Source organism: Micromonospora sp. AB353, assembly GCF_049538395.1.
Lineage (GTDB): Bacteria > Actinomycetota > Actinomycetes > Mycobacteriales > Micromonosporaceae > Micromonospora > Micromonospora aurantiaca.
Genome location: NZ_JBMVFV010000029.1, coordinates 48118 through 64757, shown reverse-complemented (window position 1 = coordinate 64757; position 16640 = coordinate 48118). Strand labels below are relative to the sequence as shown.

Here is a 16640-nt window from a genome sequence, read left to right as displayed (position 1 = left end):
CGCCCACTCGGCGAACGTGCGGGCCGGGCGTCCGGTCACCGTCGAGACGTCGGTGCGGGCCTCCGGCGGGGTGACGGTCCACTGCCGCTGGTACGCCTGGATGTACTCGACCAGGTCGTCCGGCCAGCCGATGCCGAGCAGGTCCTCCTTCTCCTGCTCCGGCGTGATGACCTCGATCGTCACCGGCTTGCCGACGGCCTCGGCGATCGCCTCCACCTGTTCGCGATGCGTGGTCGTCTGCTCGGCCGTCGGCCGGTAGACCTTGCCGGAGTGGCCGTCCTCCCGCAACGCGGTGGCCGCCACCGCGCCGATGTCGGTCTCGTGGATCGGCACACCCTTCGCCTCCGGGAAGGCCAACCGCACCGTGCCCGACCGGATCGCCGCCGACCAGGTGTCGCGCTTGTTCAACGCGAACTCACCCGGGCGCACGTGTGTCCATTCCAGACCGGATTCCTCGACGGCCTTCTCGACCACCCGGTGGTAGCCGTCGTCGGGGTTGTCGGTGACCGCCTCGCTGGAGAGCACCACGATCCGCCGGACGCCCTTCCGGCGCGCCAGGTCGACGACCGCCGCCGCCGTCTCGGGCTCCGGGAACAGGTGCATCGCGGTGATGCCGTCGAAGGCCTTCTCCAGCGTCTCCGGCCGCAGGAGGTCACCCTGGACCACCTCCACCTCGGGTGGCAGATCGGCTGCGGCGGGGTTGCGGCTCACCGCGCGGACCGGCACGCCGGCCGCGCACAGATGCCGGACCACCTCCCGCCCGACGTTTCCCGTGGCACCGGTGACCAGAAATTTCATGAGCCCTCCGCAGATTCGGGTCTTTCTCGTCGATCCCTGGCAGGAACCACGATTCAACCGGACGCGACGGACGGAGGGAAGGCCCGCCGCGACGGCTCCAGGCGGAGCCGAGCCAGCCTCTAGGCCACCCGGTGAGGCTGAGACGCAGGTCGATCGAGATGGGAGGACAGATGGCTGCCACCGTCGCGCCGGACCATCTCGCCTACCGCGGGGTGCTCGGCAGTTTCCCCACCGGAGTGGTGGTGGTGACCGGTCACGGGCGGGTGGCGCCGCCGGCGGGGCTCTCGATCAGCTCGTTCACGTCGGTCTCGCTGGATCCCCCGCTCGTCTCCTTCTGCGTGGCGCACACCAGCACCACCTGGCCGCGGCTGCGGGCCGCGTCGTGCTGGTGCGTCAACGTGCTGGGGGCGGGGCAGCACGAGCTGTGCCGCCGGTTCGCGACGGCCGGGGTGGAGCGGTTCAAGGACTGTTCCTGGCACCCGTCGCCGGGCGGCGCGCCCGTCCTGGACGGCGCGGTCGCCTGGCTGGAGTGCACGCCCTACGCCGAGCACCGGGCCGGCGACCACGTCATCGTGGTGGCTCGGGTACGCGAGTTCGGCCACCGCCGGGACGGCAGCCCGCTCGTGCTGCTGCGTGGTGAGCCGGGGCGGTTCCGGGCCGCGGACTCCGGGCCGAACGGGGGGACGCGATGACGACCCGGCTGCTGGTCACCGGCGGCGCCGGTTTCATCGGCTCGCACTACGTGCGGACGCTGCTCGGCCCGGACGGACCGGGCGACGTCACGGTCACCGTGCTGGACCGGCTGACGTACGCGGGCAACCTGGCCAACCTGGCGTCGGTCCGCGACCGGCCGGAGTTCCGCTTCGTCCACGGCGACGTCTGCGACCCGGAGCTGGTGTCGACGCTGGTCCGCGAGCACGACGAGATCGTCCACCTCGCCGCGGAGTCGCACGTGGACCGCTCCATCGAGGGCGGCGCCGAGTTCGTCCGCACCAACGTGCTCGGCACCCAGAACCTCGTCGAGGCGGCCTGCGACGCCGGCCTGCGCACCTTCGTCCAGGTGTCCACCGACGAGGTGTACGGCACCGTCGACGAGGGCTCGTGGACCGAGGAGAGCCCGCTGGCGCCACGGTCGCCGTACTCGGCGTCGAAGGCCGCCGCCGACCTGATCGCGCTGGCCTACCACCGGACCCACGGCCTGGACGTCCGGGTGACCCGGTGCACGAACAACTACGGCCCGTACCACTATCCGGAGAAGCTGATCCCGCTGTTCGTGACGAACCTGCTGGAGGGCCGGCCGGTACCCCTCTACGGCGATGGCATGCACGTGCGCGAATGGGTGCACGTCGACGACCACGTCCGGGGTGTCGAGCTGGTCCGGCGGCACGGCCGCGCGGGCGAGGTCTACCACATCGGCGGCACGGCGGAGCTGCCGAACCGCGAGCTGACCCGGATGCTGCTGGAGGCGTGCGGCGTGAGCGGGGACCACCACGTGGTCTCCGTCCCGGACCGCAAGGGCCACGACCGCCGGTACTCCCTGGACTGGTCGAAGATCCGCGACGAGCTCGGCTACACGCCGCGGGTGCCACTGCGCCGCGGCCTGGCGGAGACCGTGCGCTGGTATCGGGACCACCGCGAATGGTGGGAACCGCTGAAGCAGAGCACCGCAGTCCCTGAGGGAGGACCGTATGGCAAGCCGCCTGTTCACCTCCGAGTCGGTCACGGAGGGCCATCCGGACAAGATCGCTGACCAGATCAGCGACGGTGTCCTCGACGCACTGCTGCGCCAGGATCCGCACAGCCGCGTCGCGGTGGAGACGCTCGTCACGACAGGCCAGGTGTGCGTCGCGGGCGAGGTCACCACGAAGGCGTACGCGGACATCCCGGCGATCGTGCGGGAGACCATCCTGCGGATCGGCTACGACTCGTCGCAGAAGGGCTTCGACGGCGCGTCCTGCGGCGTCAGCGTGTCGATCGGCGCGCAGTCGCCGGACATCGCCCAGGGCGTGGACCAGGCGCTGGAACTGCGGGACGGCGACTCGGCGCACCTGCTGGACGCGCAGGGCGCCGGTGACCAGGGCATGATGTTCGGCTTCGCCTGCTCCGAGACGCCCGAGCTGATGCCGCTGCCGATCGCGCTGGCGCACCGGCTGGCCCGGCGGCTCTCGACCGCCCGCCGCGACTGCGTCATCCCGTACCTGCGTCCCGACGGCAAGACCCAGGTCACCGTCGAGTACGACGGCCGGCGTCCGGTCCGCCTGGACACGGTGGTCGTGTCGTCGCAACACGCCTCCGACATCTCGCTCGACTCCCTGCTCACTCCCGACGTCCGGGAGCACGTCGTGGCCCCGGAGCTGGAGGGCCTCGGCCTGGACACCGAGGGCTACCGGCTGCTGGTCAACCCGACCGGGCGGTTCGAGATCGGCGGCCCGATGGGTGACGCCGGCCTGACCGGCCGGAAGATCATCGTGGACACGTACGGCGGGTACGCCCGGCACGGCGGCGGCGCGTTCTCCGGCAAGGACCCGTCGAAGGTCGACCGGTCGGCCGCGTACGCGATGCGCTGGGTCGCCAAGAACGTGGTCGCCGCCGGGCTGGCCGAGCGGTGCGAGGTCCAGGTGGCGTACGCGATCGGCAAGGCGCACCCGGTGAGCCTGTCGGTGGAGACGTTCGGCACCGAGAACGTGGACGCGCGGCGGATCGAGCGGGCCGTACGGGAGGTGTTCGACCTGCGTCCCGCGGCGATCATCCGGGATCTGGACCTGCTGCGGCCGATCTACCAGCAGACCGCCGCGTACGGCCACTTCGGCCGGGAGCTGCCGGAGCTGACCTGGGAGAGCACCGACCGCGCCCAGGACCTGAAGAACGCGGCCGCATGAGCGCCCACGTCGTGGTCACGGGCTCGATCGCCACCGACCACCTGATGCGGTTCGCGGGCCGGTTCGCCGACCAGCTCGTCACGGACCGGCTGCACACCGTCTCCCTGTCGTTCCTGGTGGACCGGCTCACCGTCCGGCGCGGCGGGGTGGCGGCGAACATCGCGTACGGCATGGCCCGGCTCGGCCTGCGCCCGACGCTGGTCGGCGCGGTGGGGCCGGACTTCGCCGAGTACCGGGCCTGGCTGGAGGGCCACGGCGTCGACTGCGACGCCGTGCGGGAGAGCCGGACCGCGTACACCGCCCGGTTCATCTGCACCACCGACGACGACATGTGCCAGATCGCGTCGTTCTATCCGGGCGCGATGGCCGAGGCCGCCGACATCGACCTCGCCGCCGTGGTGCGGCCGGGCGAGACCGGGCTGGTGGCGATCGGTCCCGACGACCCGACGGCCATGGTCCGGCACGCCGAGGCCTGCCGCCGGCTCGGTGTGCCGTTCGCCGCCGATCCGTCCCAGCAGCTCGCCGTGATGTCCGGCGAGCAGATCGCCGCGTTCGTCACCGGTGCCCGCTACCTGCTCACCAACGAGTACGAGCACGGCCTGATGCTGGACAAGCTCGGCGTCTCGGACGGTGAGCTGAGCACGATGGTGGACATGGTGCTCACCACGCACGGCCCGGCGGGTGTACGGATCCGTGCCGACGGCCGGTCGGAGACGGTGCCCGCGGTGCCTGTCGCACGGGTCGTCGACCCGACCGGCGCCGGTGACGCCTTCCGTGCCGGCTTCCTCGCCGGCGTGACCCGCGGACTGCCGCCCCGCGTCGCGGCCGCGGTGGGGTGCCAGGTCGCCGCGTACGCCATCACAGCCACCGGCACGCAGGAGTACGACCTCACCGCCGACCGTCTCGTCACCGATCTACGGGACCGGTACGACCCCGACGTCGCCCGGGCCACCCGCGACGCGCTCACCGGCTCCGACCCGCGACGGCGGATCGGAGCCCGGTGACGCGCGGAGGTCGCCACCGGCGGCCTCGCACCGCCGTCGTGGTCAGACCGTGGCGGGCTGGGCCTCGGTGGCCAGGGCGAGCGCGCCGAGCAGCGCGGCGTCCTGCGCGAAGTCCGACAGCACGACCTCCGGCGGGTACGGCAGCGTCCGGGTGAGCCGTTCGGTCAGCAGCTCCCGGACCAGGTCGTTGCCGGCGACGCTGCCGACCAGCACGATCCGCTGCGGGTCGAGCAGCAGGCAGCAGGTGACCAGCTGGCGGGCCAGTTCGTCGACGCGCAGGCGGAGCTGCTCGCGTACCGGGCCGGGCTGTTCCGCGGCGGCGCACAGGCCGGCCGCCCGGCCGTCCACGCCGAGGCGCTGCGCCAGCTCGTCGAGGGCCCGGCCGGAGAACGTCGCCTCCAGCATCGGTTCCAGCCGGGGCGGCCAGCTGAGGTCGGTGAGTCCGTAGGCGATCTCGCCGGCCGCACCGTGGCGGCCCGGCAGCACCTCGCCGTTCACCGTCACCGCCGCGGCCACTCCCGTGCCGAGCCCGACGACGAGGCCCGGATCGGCGTCGCGCAGCGCACCGAGCCGCAGCTCGGCGTGGGCCGCCGCCTTCAGGTCGTTCGTCACCCGCACGTGCGCCAGGTTCAGGTGGGCGCGGACCGCCTCGGCCAGCCGCAACTGCTCCCAGCCGGGCACGTTCGGCGCCAGTTCGATACCGTCGTCGTGGACGACGCCGGGCGAGGCGATGCCCGCCGCGACGATCGTGCCGCCGGTCTGCTCCGCGAGTTCGCACGCCCGGTCCAGCGCCCGGGAGAGGGCCTGCTGCGCGCCCTGCTCGGCGATCGTGGGCAGGCGCTCGGAGACGAGCAGCCGGCCGTCGGTGTCGCCCACGCCGATGGCCATCTTGGTGCCGCCGAAGTCGATGCCGAGCAGGCGCGGATTTGCCGGTCGTTCCATGGTGATGTCAGATCGCCCTTCGGGCCGTCGGTCCAGATCACGTGGTCGCCGCGAAACGACGTCCGCGACCACGGCCAGCTGCGTCTGCCGCCCCGTCACGGGCCTACCCTCGCCGCGACCGCCTCGGCGAGAGCCGCGTCGGCACGGGTCAGCCGCTCACGCAACACCTGCGCCCGCTCCTGCACCGCGTCGAGCATTGTAGACAGTCGTCCGACCTGGTCCCGGACGGCCGCCTCGCCGGGGCCGTCGGCCTGGGCGCGGCGCAGCACGAGTTCGGGGCGGACCGCGGCGGCCAGCAGGTCCCGTACCGCGGCGTCGTCGAGCGCCAGGCCGAGGTCGGCGGCGGTGGACCGGACCAGTTCCTCGGTCCAGGTCGCCGGCGCGCCGCCGCGCACCAGCCGGCCGAGCAGCGAGTGGGCGCCCCGGAACGGCACCCCGTGACGGGCCAGCGCGTCGGCCGCCGCGGTGGTGGTGGCGCCGGCGGCGACGATCTCCTCGCCGGACGGCGGGCGCTGCGGATCCAGCTTCTCGATCAGACCGCCGAGCAGCGAGAAGAACCGGTACGCCCGGTCGTCGCCCTCCCAGAGCCGGGACTGCACGTCGGTGGTGGCGTTGTTCGAGTCCTCCCACCAGGCGGCCCCGACGTTGTTGAGCACGCTCGCCGCGTCCGCGGCGGCCGCGCCGGCCATCGAGACGAGGTGTTCCAGCACCACCGGGTTGCGCTTCTGCGGCATGATGCTGCTGCCCTGGGTGAACTCGCCGGGCGTGACCACCCAGCCCCAGCTCAGCCAGTCCATCAGGGTGCGGGCGAGCCGGGCGCCGGTGGCGAGCGCCTGCGCGTTGAGCGTGGCGACCCGGACCAGGTGGTCGGCACCGGCCACCGCCTCGTACGAGTTGACGATGAGCTGGTCGAAGCCGAGCAGGTCGGCCAGTCGGCGGGGCGAGATGTCCAGGTCGGTGCCCGCGAAGGCGCAGGAGCCCAGCGGCGAGCGGTTCATCTCGTCCAGCAGACCGGCGTACGCGGCGGCCTCGCCGGCGAGCGCCTCGGCGTAGCCGGCGAAGACGTGCCCGATGCTCGTCGGCTGGGCCGGTCGGCGGTGCGTGTAGCCGGTGATCACCACGTCGGCGTGCCGGTCCGCGCGGTCCAGCACGGTACGACCGGTCGCCAGCAGGGCGTCGAGCACCTGGAGCAGCTGGTCGCGCAGCACCATCCGGAAGACGCCGGCGTCGAGGTCGTTGCGGCTGCGCGCGAGCTGCACGCTCAACTGCGACACCTCGATGCCGGCCGCGGCGGCGAGGCGCTTCTCCAGCGTGTAGTAGACGTCCTCGACGCTTCCGTCGTACTCCAGTTCCTCGGGCCGGTCCGTGGCGAGGGCGACCAGGCCGCGCAGCATCGTCGCGGCGGCCTCGTCGGAGATCAGGCCCTGCTCGGCGAGCATGACGACGTGGGCCTTGCTGGCCGTGACCATCGCCGGGTAGAGGTTGGCGACGTGGTGGTCGAACACGACGCGCAGGTGGTGCTGTTGGTAGACGGTCAGTGACGGGCTCATGGAGGCCTCCCGAGGTGGTGCGTGGTCCTGGGGCGTGACTGTCATCCGGTCGGCTGGTCGGGCCGGTCGGCGCCGGGCGGCCCCGGCAGCGGCGCGGCGAGCCACGCCCCGACCAGCTCGCGCAGGCGGGTGCCGGCGGTGGCGCGGATCCGGCCGCCGGCCTCCTCACCTGCCAGCGAGACGTGGCCCGACCAGCCCTGCCAGGGGTCGGGGCGCGACTCCACCAGCACGTACGGGTACGGGGTGGGCAGTTTCGGCTTGGGCGGCAGGTCCGGCGCCGCGTCCAGGCGTACCGCGGCCGGGTCGAAGCCGAGCACCGCGGAACTCTCGTACGCGCCGCCGTGCCCCCGGGCCGGCAGCTCACCGAACATCTCGGTGGTCTCGTCCGGGCCGACGAGCTGGAACCAGTTCACCAGCATCATGCTGGCCCGGTGCCGGCCGGACACCCACTCCATCGCCGCGCGGACGGTGGACATGTTGGCGTCGTGCCCGTTGACCACGAGCACCCGGGTGAAGCCCGCCTCGACGATGCCGGCGAGCACGTCGGCGAGGTAGCCGACGGCGATCTCCGGCCGCAGCGCCACGGTGCCCGGCCACTGCCGGGTCTGGCCCGGGCAGGCGGCGTACGGCGTGGCCGGGAACAGCACCGCCCGGGCGGACCCGGTGGCCAGTTCCCCGGCGAAGCCCTCGGCCAGGATCAGGTCGGTTCCGATCGGCAGGTGCGGACCGTGCCACTCGACCGCGCCGACCGGCAGCACCGCCAGGTCGGCCGCCTCGGTCACGGTGGCGAACGCGTGCCCGGGTACCCGGGTGACCGGGAGCAGCCCTCCCCCGGTCCGCCACCGCTCGATCAGTTCGTCCACTGCTCGGCCCTCCGGGTCGCGGTGCGGCTGCTCTCCAGCCGCCCGGAGAACCACATCACCACGAAGATGAGCAGCACCTGGAGCATGCCGTACGCGGCCGCGGTGCCCAGCTCGAAGCTGTACATGCGGTTGTTGATGGCGACCGAGATCGGCACCGTCGACGAGGTGTAGATGAGCACCGAGGCGACGAACTCGCCGACGCCGTGCACGAACGCCAGCAGCGCGCCGGCGAGCACACCGGGAAGCATCAACCGGACGGTGATCGTGTAGAAGGCGCGCAGCCAGGAGGCGCCGAGGTTGCGGGCGGCGTCCTCCAGCGACGGGTCGATCAGCGCCAACGTCGCGGAGCTGGACCGGAACACGATCGGCAGGAACCGCACGAAGTAGGCGAGCGGCAGGATCCAGAACGTGCCGACCAGCACCTGCCCGAAGCTGAACGCGTTGCCGGTGCTGAACGCCGAGATCAGGTTGATCGCCACGACCGTGCCGGGCAGCGCCCAGGCGATCATCACGGCCACGTCGAGCAGGCCGCGTCCGACGAACGTGAGCCGCCGCACCGCGTACGCGATGAGCACGCCGATCACCACGCAGCCGACGACCGCGAGCAGGCTCATCTGCACCGAGTTGAGGATCGGCTGGAACGCCTTGGGGTCGGTGAAGATGGTGACGAAGTTCTCGAACGTGTACGTCGGCGGCAGTACCTCGGTGGTCCAGGACCGGTCCTCGGAGAACGCGACGAGCGCGATCGCGCCGACCGGGGCGAGCAGCACCAGGGTGGCCAGCACCGAGGCGAGCGGCGCGAGCCAGCGGCCGATCGGGTTGGTGATCTCCCGCCGGACCGCCGAGACGCCCTTGGACTGCGACTGGTAGTTGCGCCGCCCCTCGTACCAGCGCATGCCGAGCAGGAAGATGATCGAGACGATGCCGAGCACCGAGGCGTACGCCGAGGCCATCGGCAGGTCGCCGTTGGTGCGGTTGATGTAGATCTGCATCGTCATGGTCTGGCTGACGTTGAACAGCAGGGGCGCGGTGTAGGACGCCAGCGACGTCATGAAGACCAGCAGCGACGCGGAGATGAGCGCCGGGGTGAGCATCGGCAGCAGGACGGTGCGCCACACGCGTACCCGGCCCGCACCGAGGTTGTAGGCCGCCTCCTCGACCGACGGGTCCATCCCGGCCAGCGCCGCGGAGGCGGCCAGGTAGAAGAACGGGTACATGGTGAACGTGTGCACCACCAGCACGCCGGCGATGCCGTCGAAGGCCAGGATCGGCTTGTCGGTGCCGAGCAGCGCCTGGAGGCCGCGCGGCACGATGCCGATGTTGCTGTAGAGCAGCTGGAAGGACACGGCGCCGATCAGCGGCGGCAGGGCCGCCGGCACCAGGATGAACGCCTCGATGAGCCGCCGGCCGCGGAAGTGGAACCGCTTGAGCAGGAACGCCATCGCCACGCCGACGACGCCGCAGAGCAGCACGCTCGCCGCGGAGATGAACAGCGAGGTGAACAGCGACTCGCGGGCCACCCCGGAGGAGGAGAGGAACTGGAGGTAGTTGTCGGTGCCGTTGGCGCTGACGCTCTCCCGGAAGGTGGCGAACATCGGCTGGACGACGAAGCCCCACAGCACCAGGACCAGCGGCAGCACCAGCAGGTAGGGGAACCATCGGGAGTTCGCCCCGCCGGCCAGGCGCCGGCCGAGGGCCGCCGCCCAGCCGGGGGCGGTCGGGGTCGCAGTGGTCACGGCTTGACCACCCAGAGCCGCTCGGGTGTGAGCCGCAGGCCCACGACGTCGCCGAGCTGGATGCCGGCGGGCGCGTCGACCAGGGCGGCCATCACCTCGTCGCCGTCGACGTCGACGGTGACGTGGGTGGCCATGCCGGTGAACTCGACGTGGCTGACGCGGCCGCGCATGGCCGCGGTGTCGTCGTCGCCGCCGAGCGCGATGTGCTCGGGGCGCGCGGAGACCAGTGCGGTGTCGCCCTCGCTGAGCCCGTGTCCGGCGGGTGCGCCGATCTCGATGACGGCGCCGCCGGGCAGGCGCACGTGGACGCGCTGCTCCGCCGCGCCGGTCACCGGCAGGCTCAGCACGTTGCTGCGTCCGATGAACCGGGCCACGAACGCGTTCGCGGGCTGGTAATAGACCTCGTGCGGGGTGCCGACCTGCTGGACCCGGCCGGACTCCATCACGGCGATCCGGTCCGACATCGCCATCGCCTCGGCCTGGTCGTGCGTGACGTAGATCGAGGTGGTGCCGCTCTCCCGCTGGATGCGCCGGATCTCGGCGCGGGTCTCCTCGCGCAGCTTCGCGTCGAGGTTCGACAGCGGCTCGTCGAGCAGCATGGTGCGGGGACGGATCACCAGGGCCCGCGCCAGGGCGACGCGCTGCTGCTGGCCGCCGGAGAGCGCGTCGATGCGCCGGTCGCCGTACCCGGCGAGGTGCACCTGTTCGAGCGCCTCGGTGACCCGGCGGGCCTGCTCGGCGCGGGAGACCCGGCGGACCTTGAGCCCGTACGCGACGTTCTGCGCCACCGTCATGTGCGGGAACAGGGCGTAGTTCTGGAACACCATGCCGGTGTCCCGCTTGTTCGGCGTCCAGTGGGTGACGTCGTCGTCGCCGAAGTGGATGTGACCGGAGGTCGGGAAGTAGAAGCCGGCCACCATGCGCAGCGTCGTCGTCTTGCCACAACCGCTCGGCCCGAGCAGCGTGAAGAACTCGCCGGCCCCGATGGTGACGGTGACGTCATCGACCGCCGCGGAGTCGCTCGACTTGGCGAAGCGCTTACTGACCGCCGTCAGTCGGACATCGATCATTTCGTGGGTCCTTCCAGGACGAAGCCGGGCCGTGCCGGAGCACGGCCCGGTTCCGAGCGTCTTAGCCCTTGCCCTTGATCTGGGCGTTCCAGTGGGTGATCCAGGCGGTCTCGTTCTTACCGATCACGTTCCAGTCGACGTCCATCGGCTTGAGGTCGAGCTTGGTCAGCCACTCGGGCTTCTCGGCGATCTCGACGGCGGGGATCTGGAAGTAGTCCTTGGCGAGGCTGGCCCGCAGCGAGTCGTCGAACAGGAACTCGAGGAACTTCTTCGCGCCCTCGCTGTTGCCGCCCTTGACCGCGGCGACGCCGTCGACGAGCACCGGCGCGCCGGAGGCCGGCATCACGTAGCCGAACGGCATCTTCTCGTTGGCCTGGAGCAGGATGTCCTGGAGGTTCCAGGCGCTGACCACGCCCTGCTCACGCGACATCTTGAGGTAGAGGTCGCTGGGGTTGGCGGCGTACTCGACGGTGTTGGCGTCGAGCTTGCGCAGCCAGTCGTAGCCGGGCTGCGGGTTGGACCCGTCCGGGGTGTAGCGCTGGATCATCGAGGCGTAGATCGAGCGCATGGTGCCGGAGGCGGCCACGTCCCGGATGATGATCTTGTCTTTCCACTTCGGGTCGACCAGGTCGTCCCAGTCCTTCGGCGCGGTCTCCGGGGTCAGCGCCTTGTTGTTGTACATGATGACCTCGGGCAGCAGGATCTCGCCGAACCAGCGGCCCTCGGCGTCCTTGTACCGCGCGTCGATCTTCGAGGCGAACGACGGCTGCCAGGACTCCAGCAGGCCCTCGGACGCGCCGGCGGCGAGGCCCTGCTGGGTGCCGCCCCACCAGACCGACGCCTGCGGGTTGGCCTTCTCGGCGCGGACCCGCTCGAGCACCTCCTGGGCGCCCATGTTGAGCACCTCGACCTTGCCCTTGTACTCGGGGTTCTTGGCCGTGAACTGCTCGACGACGTAGTCGGTGACCGACTTGTCGCGGGCGCTGTAGATGACGACCTTCTCAGCCGGCGCGGAGCCGGAGGAGCCGGTGTCCTTGTCGTCGTCGCTGCTGCCGCACGCGCTCACGGCCAGCAGCGCGCTGAACGCGACGGCCAGGGCCAAACGACGTTTCATTGGTACCTCCATCATGCGGGGGAACTATCGGAAGCGGGGAAGGAAGATCAGCGCGTCGCGCCGTACCGGGGCGCGACGCATCGCGCCGCGACCTGTCGTCAGTGGTGGGGACGCGGGTCGCCGCGACGGCGTTCGGTGAGGTGGGTGGTGGGCCGGGGTGGTGGGTGCGGGGTCGGGGTCGGGGGTCGTCGGGGGCCGGGGTTCGGTCAGGGAAGCGAGGGGCGGGGCACCGCTGCCGAGAGCGCGTAGCTGATCGCTCCGTGCAGCACTGCCTGGTCGCCGAGGGTGGCCCGGCGCACCTCGGTGGGAGCCGGGGTCCGGGCGGAGACGAGGGTCTGGAGCTGGTCGAGGGCCGCGTCGTCGAGTTCGGCGGCGGCGCCACTGAGCAGCACCAGGCCCGGATCGACGACGCAGGCGCAGGAGAGGATGAGCCCGGCCCAGGCGCCGAGGACCTCGTCGAGGTACTCGCGGGCGGGCGCCGACGTCGCGGCGAGCCCGCTCAGCTCCCGTACCGGTGACTCGGGCCGGCGCCCCGGGTTGAGCGCGACGACCCGCTCCGCGATGGCGTTCACCGACCACCGGGCCTCGAACTCGCCGACGCCGCTGTAGCGGCGCTCGGTCGCGCCGCCCAGCGGCAGGAAGCCGACCTCGCCGGCCGCTCCGCTGGCGCCGCGGCGGACCTTGCCGTCGAGCACGAGGCCGGCGCCGATGCCGTCGGCCACGTGGATCAGCAGCAGGTTCGCCACGTCCGCGCCGGCGCCGGCCACGCATTCGCCGGCGGCCATGAGGTTCACGTCGTTGTCGACGACCACGGGTACGCCGAGCCGCCGTTGCACGGATTCACCGATCGGCCACGCCTCGACCAGTCCGACCGACGGCGCGAGGCGTACCGCGCCGTTGCTGGACACGCCGGGCACCGCGATGGCGACGCCGCGGAGCGAGGGCAGGTTGTCGCCGACCAGGTCGAGGACGAACTCGCAGACGGTCTCCACCACGTTCGCGCCGAGCCGCGCGACGCGGTGCGCGATGACCGCGCCCTCGCTGTCGGCGATCTCGCAGCTGATCCGGGGTGGCTCCAGAGACACCGCCGCGACGAGTTCGGCGCGGGGGTTGAACTCGAGCATCTCCCGGGGCCGGCCGGTGGTGGGCGCGCCGGGCCCGCGTTCGATGAGGTAGCCCTCGGCGACGAGTTCCCGCACGAGCGCGGTCACCGTGGCCGCCGAGAGGCCGGTCATCTCGGCCAGGTCGACTCGGGACAGCCGCCGGGCCTGCCGGGCGGCCAAGATCACCGAGAGACGCTTGATCTCACGGGACCGCTCACGGCTGACCGGGCTGGTCGGGGCTTTGTCAGACACACTTTCTTCCTAGTGAGAAAAAATTCTGCCGTCAAGTAACGAGATGATCTCGGTCCGCCGACCAGGGGAGATTCTGCGGCCGACAAGCGGGGCGGGCCGGGGCCAGCCCGACATGGCAGGCAAAAACGAGCCCTGTGGTCCACATTGGGGCCCCAAACCGGGACATAGACTGTCCACAGGTCATCGTCGGCCTCCCAGCGGTCGCCCTGAGCAGGGGCGATTGTTTATTCGGATAAGGAAGAAAGTCGTCCAGGGCTATTGACGACGCCTCCGCAAGATCCCTAGGTTACGGCCCGAAGGCCTTCCGGTGGACCGACGTCGCCACCGTGCGTACCGCTCACGCCGTGACGGTGCGCGAGCACCACCATCCCGTTGTCGAGCACCACGACCCCCGGGGACCTCACGGTCCTCAGTGGACAGCTGTCTGCAACACGGCCCGGCACGAGCCACCGTGTCAGCCGGCCCGTGCCGGGCCGACCGTCCCCAGCCGCAGCACTCTCGCTTCGAGACGAAGAGGTATGCCCATGAGATGGCGCACCAGCGCGGCGATCGCCATGTGCGGTCTGCTGTCGTTGGGCCTGGCCACTCCGGCCCAGGCCAACCCCCAGCAAGCATCACCGAAGCCCCAGGCCAAGAAGTCCGACAAGCCGGTCGACCTGGACATCATGTTCATCGGCGCCCACCCGGACGACGAGGCCGGCCAGCTCGGCATGCTCGGATACTGGAACGAGTATCACGGCATGAAGGCCGGCGTCATCACCACCACCCGCGGCGAGGGCGGTGGCAACGCCACCGGTCTCGAGGAGGGCCCGGAGCTCGGCATCCTGCGGGAGGCCGAGGAGCGCAAGGCCGTCGCCTGGGCCGGCGTCGAGCACATCTACAACCTGGACGCGCTGGACTTCTGGTACACCGCCAGCGCTCCCCTGACCGAGGAGGTCTGGGGCCACCAGGAGACGCTGTCCCGGATCGTGCGGGTCCTGCGGACCACCAAGCCCGAGGTCATCCTCACGATGAACCCCTCGGCGACGCAGGGCAACCACGGCAACCACCAGAAGGCGGCCATGCTGGCCGTGGAGGCCTTCTACGCGGCTGCCGACCCGAAGGCGTTCCCGGAGCAGATCAAGAAGGAGGGCCTCAAGCCCTGGCGGGTCTCCCGCATCTTCCAGACCGGCGGCAGCGGCACCACCGGCGCCAACGGCCCCGCCTGTGAGACCACGTTCACGCCGGCCGAGGCCAGCAGCGTCATCTTCGGCACCTGGCAGGGCTACGAGTCGGCGCGCCACGACGGCAACCGGTGGAACACGGTCCAGACCTGGGCCCGCCGGGAGTACGTGTCGCAGGGCTGGGGCAACAGCTCCTTCCCGTCGACCGACCCGAACGCGATCGGCTGCAACCGGCTGACGCTGATCGACACCCGCACGCCGTACCCGGACCCGAACGTGGGCGCCGGCACCGGTGCGCTCCAGGGCGCCACCCTGCGCGCTCCGGGCGGCCTGCCGCTGGGCACCGAGGTCCACGTGCGTCCGCGCACCTGGGAGGCCGTCGGCGGCCAGCCCATCAAGGTGGACACCGTCCTGTACGCCGAGAAGGCCGTTCCGGGGGCCAAGGTCACCCTGAGCGTGCCGGCCGGCTGGACGGTCAGCGGCAACGGCAACGTCGGCACGCTGACCCCGGGCAAGGAGGTCGTGAAGACCTTCACCGTCACGCCGCCCGCGCAGGTCGAGGTGGGCACCCGCTTCAAGATCGACGCCACGCTGACCAGCAAGAAGGACGGCAGCGGCACCAGCAGCGCCCGGGTTCAGGGCACCGCTCCGGTGCGCGGCACCCTGGAGCCGCTGGAGGAGATCGCCGACTTCCGCGCGTGGACCGTGCGGAACAAGACCCAGCAGCTCGACGCGCTCATCGAGTCCCTGCTGAACATCCCCAGCGGCGGCACCCGCAGCGTCAAGGTCAACCTGACCAACCACGGCACCCGGGTCGAGTCCGGCGCGGTCAAGCTGAACGTCCCCGCCGGCTTCTCGGTGGCCGAGCAGCAGGTGCCGTACAGCGGGCTCCGGCCGGGCGCCAGCACCTCGGTGACGTTCACCGTCACCAACACCGACACGTCGCTGCCGACGGCCAACCGCGCCCCGGACAACGGCGCCTACCGGGTGCAGATCGAGACCAGCTACACCGGTGGCAGCGCGAGCGAGCCGGGTGCGTTCAACCTGGTCCCGGTCACCACGATCCCGAAGGCCGCCACCGCGCCGACGGTGGACGGCCACGGTCACGACCACGAGTACACCGGCGAGGTCATCGACATCTCCACCCGCTGGGAGGGCACCGCCGCCCCGGCGTCGGACATCTCCGGCACCGCCCAGCTCACCCACACCGATGACGCCCTGTACGCCATCTTCACCATCACCGACGACGTGCTCGGCACCGTCCTGCCGCCGGAGGACTGCAAGCGTCCGCGGCGTAACGACAACATCGAGTTCGGCATCGACCCGCGCGGCAACTCGGCGAACACCTCCACGGTGTTCAACATGGCGCTCTTCCCGGCCACGAACGACCCGGCCAACGGGAACCCGCCGTGCTTCGCCCGGGAGCGGGACAACCACCAGGGCGGCCCGGAGACCGCGCCGGGTGTGGAGATCGCCTCCGTGGTGACCAGCAGCCCGTACACGGGGTACCGGATCGAGGTCAAGATCCCGTTCAGCGTGCTGCCGGACGCCGTCGACCCGAACCGGATGGGCCTGAACATCCTGGTCAACGACTCGGACACGCAGGACCTGACCGCGCAGACCCGGGTCGGCTGGTCGACCTGGAGCGGCGTACGGGCCGACCCGTGGCGCTGGGGCAACGCGACGCTGCCGGGCCTGGCGGCGAAGCCGTCTGCGCCGAAGGCTCCGATCATGCCCGACACGGCGGCGCAGAGCGTGGACTCGCCGCAGACCCTCCTCCAGTCCGTCTCGGACGGGGTGGCGCCGGGTGGTTACGCCAAGCTGGCGGACAACACAGTGAAGATCAAGAAGGTCACCCGCACCGCGAGCAAGGTGTCCGTGCAGCTCCAGGTGAAGAAGGCGGGCACCGCCCGCGCCTTCCTCTGGGACGGCACCCGGGTCGTGGCGGAGACCACCGCCGCTCTGCGCAAGGACGGCACCCTCGTCCTGCCGCTGAGCGGGGCGCTCCCGGCCGGCACCTCGCTGCTCGTCTCGTACGAGCACGGCGGCGCCACCACCGCTCTGGCCAAGAAGATCTGCTGAGCGGACGATGATCGCGTCGACCTGACGCACGCGATGGGCCGGGCCGGCCGGCCCGGCCCATCGTGCCGTCCGCGTAGCCCGAGC

Annotated in this window: 13 protein-coding genes; 5 read left to right on the top strand and 8 right to left on the bottom strand. The window is 71.5% G+C overall.

Features of this window, described 5'->3' with window-relative positions; translation table 11 throughout:
* Window positions 1-798 (bottom strand): NAD(P)H-binding protein (locus ACPCK6_RS14810; protein ID WP_423481384.1); only part of this gene is annotated, 798 nt, incomplete at its 3' end.
* 170 nt (window positions 799-968) lie between these two features.
* On the opposite strand from ACPCK6_RS14810, the gene ACPCK6_RS14805 reads away from it, so the two are divergent.
* Genes ACPCK6_RS14805 through ACPCK6_RS14790 form a run of 4 tightly spaced genes read left to right on the top strand, consistent with a single transcriptional unit; the run spans window position 969 to window position 4681 of the window.
* Window positions 969-1490, top strand: a complete 522-nt coding sequence (locus ACPCK6_RS14805; protein ID WP_396883461.1) for a flavin reductase family protein — start codon at window positions 969-971, stop codon at window positions 1488-1490.
* Window positions 1487-2548 (top strand): dTDP-glucose 4,6-dehydratase, encoded by a 1062-nt coding sequence (gene rfbB, locus ACPCK6_RS14800; protein ID WP_396883463.1) that lies wholly within the window; start codon window positions 1487-1489, stop codon window positions 2546-2548. Before ACPCK6_RS14805 ends, rfbB begins: the two co-directional genes overlap by 4 nt.
* Complete coding sequence (metK, locus tag ACPCK6_RS14795; RefSeq protein WP_396883464.1) at window positions 2487-3677, top strand: methionine adenosyltransferase; 1191 nt, start codon at window positions 2487-2489, stop codon at window positions 3675-3677. The genes rfbB and metK overlap by 62 nt, the downstream gene beginning before the upstream one ends.
* Window positions 3674-4681 (top strand): carbohydrate kinase family protein, encoded by a 1008-nt coding sequence (locus ACPCK6_RS14790; protein WP_396883465.1) that lies wholly within the window; start codon window positions 3674-3676, stop codon window positions 4679-4681. Before metK ends, ACPCK6_RS14790 begins: the two co-directional genes overlap by 4 nt.
* Window positions 4682-4723: 42 nt before the next feature.
* Here the strand turns inward: ACPCK6_RS14790 and ACPCK6_RS14785 are convergent, their stop codons facing one another.
* The 7 genes from ACPCK6_RS14785 to ACPCK6_RS14755 form a co-directional block, all read right to left on the bottom strand.
* Window positions 4724-5623: an ROK family protein gene (locus ACPCK6_RS14785; RefSeq protein ID WP_423481383.1), complete on the bottom strand. Its 900-nt coding sequence runs from the start codon at window positions 5621-5623 to the stop codon at window positions 4724-4726.
* 95 nt (window positions 5624-5718) lie between these two features.
* Window positions 5719-7173 carry an argininosuccinate lyase gene (locus ACPCK6_RS14780; RefSeq protein ID WP_423481382.1) on the bottom strand — a complete coding sequence of 485 codons (1455 nt, stop codon included), beginning with the start codon at window positions 7171-7173 and terminating at the stop codon, window positions 5719-5721.
* Window positions 7174-7214: 41 nt separating this feature from the next.
* Window positions 7215-8036 carry a creatininase family protein gene (locus ACPCK6_RS14775; RefSeq protein WP_396883468.1) on the bottom strand — a complete coding sequence of 274 codons (822 nt, stop codon included), beginning with the start codon at window positions 8034-8036 and terminating at the stop codon, window positions 7215-7217.
* Window positions 8024-9772 (bottom strand): ABC transporter permease, encoded by a 1749-nt coding sequence (locus tag ACPCK6_RS14770; protein ID WP_396883469.1) that lies wholly within the window; start codon window positions 9770-9772, stop codon window positions 8024-8026. The genes ACPCK6_RS14775 and ACPCK6_RS14770 overlap by 13 nt, the downstream gene beginning before the upstream one ends.
* Window positions 9769-10842 (bottom strand): ABC transporter ATP-binding protein, encoded by a 1074-nt coding sequence (locus tag ACPCK6_RS14765; RefSeq protein WP_423481381.1) that lies wholly within the window; start codon window positions 10840-10842, stop codon window positions 9769-9771. The genes ACPCK6_RS14770 and ACPCK6_RS14765 overlap by 4 nt, the downstream gene beginning before the upstream one ends.
* A 61-nt stretch (window positions 10843-10903) precedes the next feature.
* On the bottom strand, window positions 10904-11956 hold the full coding sequence (locus tag ACPCK6_RS14760) for an extracellular solute-binding protein (RefSeq protein ID WP_396883471.1): 1053 nt from the start codon (window positions 11954-11956) through the stop codon (window positions 10904-10906).
* A gap of 206 nt (window positions 11957-12162) precedes the next feature.
* Complete coding sequence (locus ACPCK6_RS14755; protein WP_013286937.1) at window positions 12163-13311, bottom strand: ROK family transcriptional regulator; 1149 nt, start codon at window positions 13309-13311, stop codon at window positions 12163-12165.
* A 524-nt stretch (window positions 13312-13835) separates the two neighbouring features.
* On the opposite strand from ACPCK6_RS14755, the gene ACPCK6_RS14750 reads away from it, so the two are divergent.
* Window positions 13836-16556, top strand: a complete 2721-nt coding sequence (locus tag ACPCK6_RS14750) for a sugar-binding protein (protein ID WP_423481380.1) — start codon at window positions 13836-13838, stop codon at window positions 16554-16556.
* Window positions 16557-16640 lie beyond the last annotated feature (84 nt).

Coding starts and splice junctions, on each gene's coding strand:
- ACPCK6_RS14805 (WP_396883461.1), top strand. CDS start 969: ATGGCTGCCACCGTCGCGCCGGACCATCTCGCCTACCGCGGGGTGCTC.
- rfbB (WP_396883463.1), top strand. CDS start 1,487: ATGACGACCCGGCTGCTGGTCACCGGCGGCGCCGGTTTCATCGGCTCG.
- metK (WP_396883464.1), top strand. CDS start 2,487: ATGGCAAGCCGCCTGTTCACCTCCGAGTCGGTCACGGAGGGCCATCCG.
- ACPCK6_RS14790 (WP_396883465.1), top strand. CDS start 3,674: ATGAGCGCCCACGTCGTGGTCACGGGCTCGATCGCCACCGACCACCTG.
- ACPCK6_RS14785 (WP_423481383.1), bottom strand. CDS start 5,623: ATGGAACGACCGGCAAATCCGCGCCTGCTCGGCATCGACTTCGGCGGC.
- ACPCK6_RS14780 (WP_423481382.1), bottom strand. CDS start 7,173: ATGAGCCCGTCACTGACCGTCTACCAACAGCACCACCTGCGCGTCGTG.
- ACPCK6_RS14765 (WP_423481381.1), bottom strand. CDS start 10,842: ATGATCGATGTCCGACTGACGGCGGTCAGTAAGCGCTTCGCCAAGTCG.
- ACPCK6_RS14760 (WP_396883471.1), bottom strand. CDS start 11,956: ATGAAACGTCGTTTGGCCCTGGCCGTCGCGTTCAGCGCGCTGCTGGCC.
- ACPCK6_RS14750 (WP_423481380.1), top strand. CDS start 13,836: ATGAGATGGCGCACCAGCGCGGCGATCGCCATGTGCGGTCTGCTGTCG.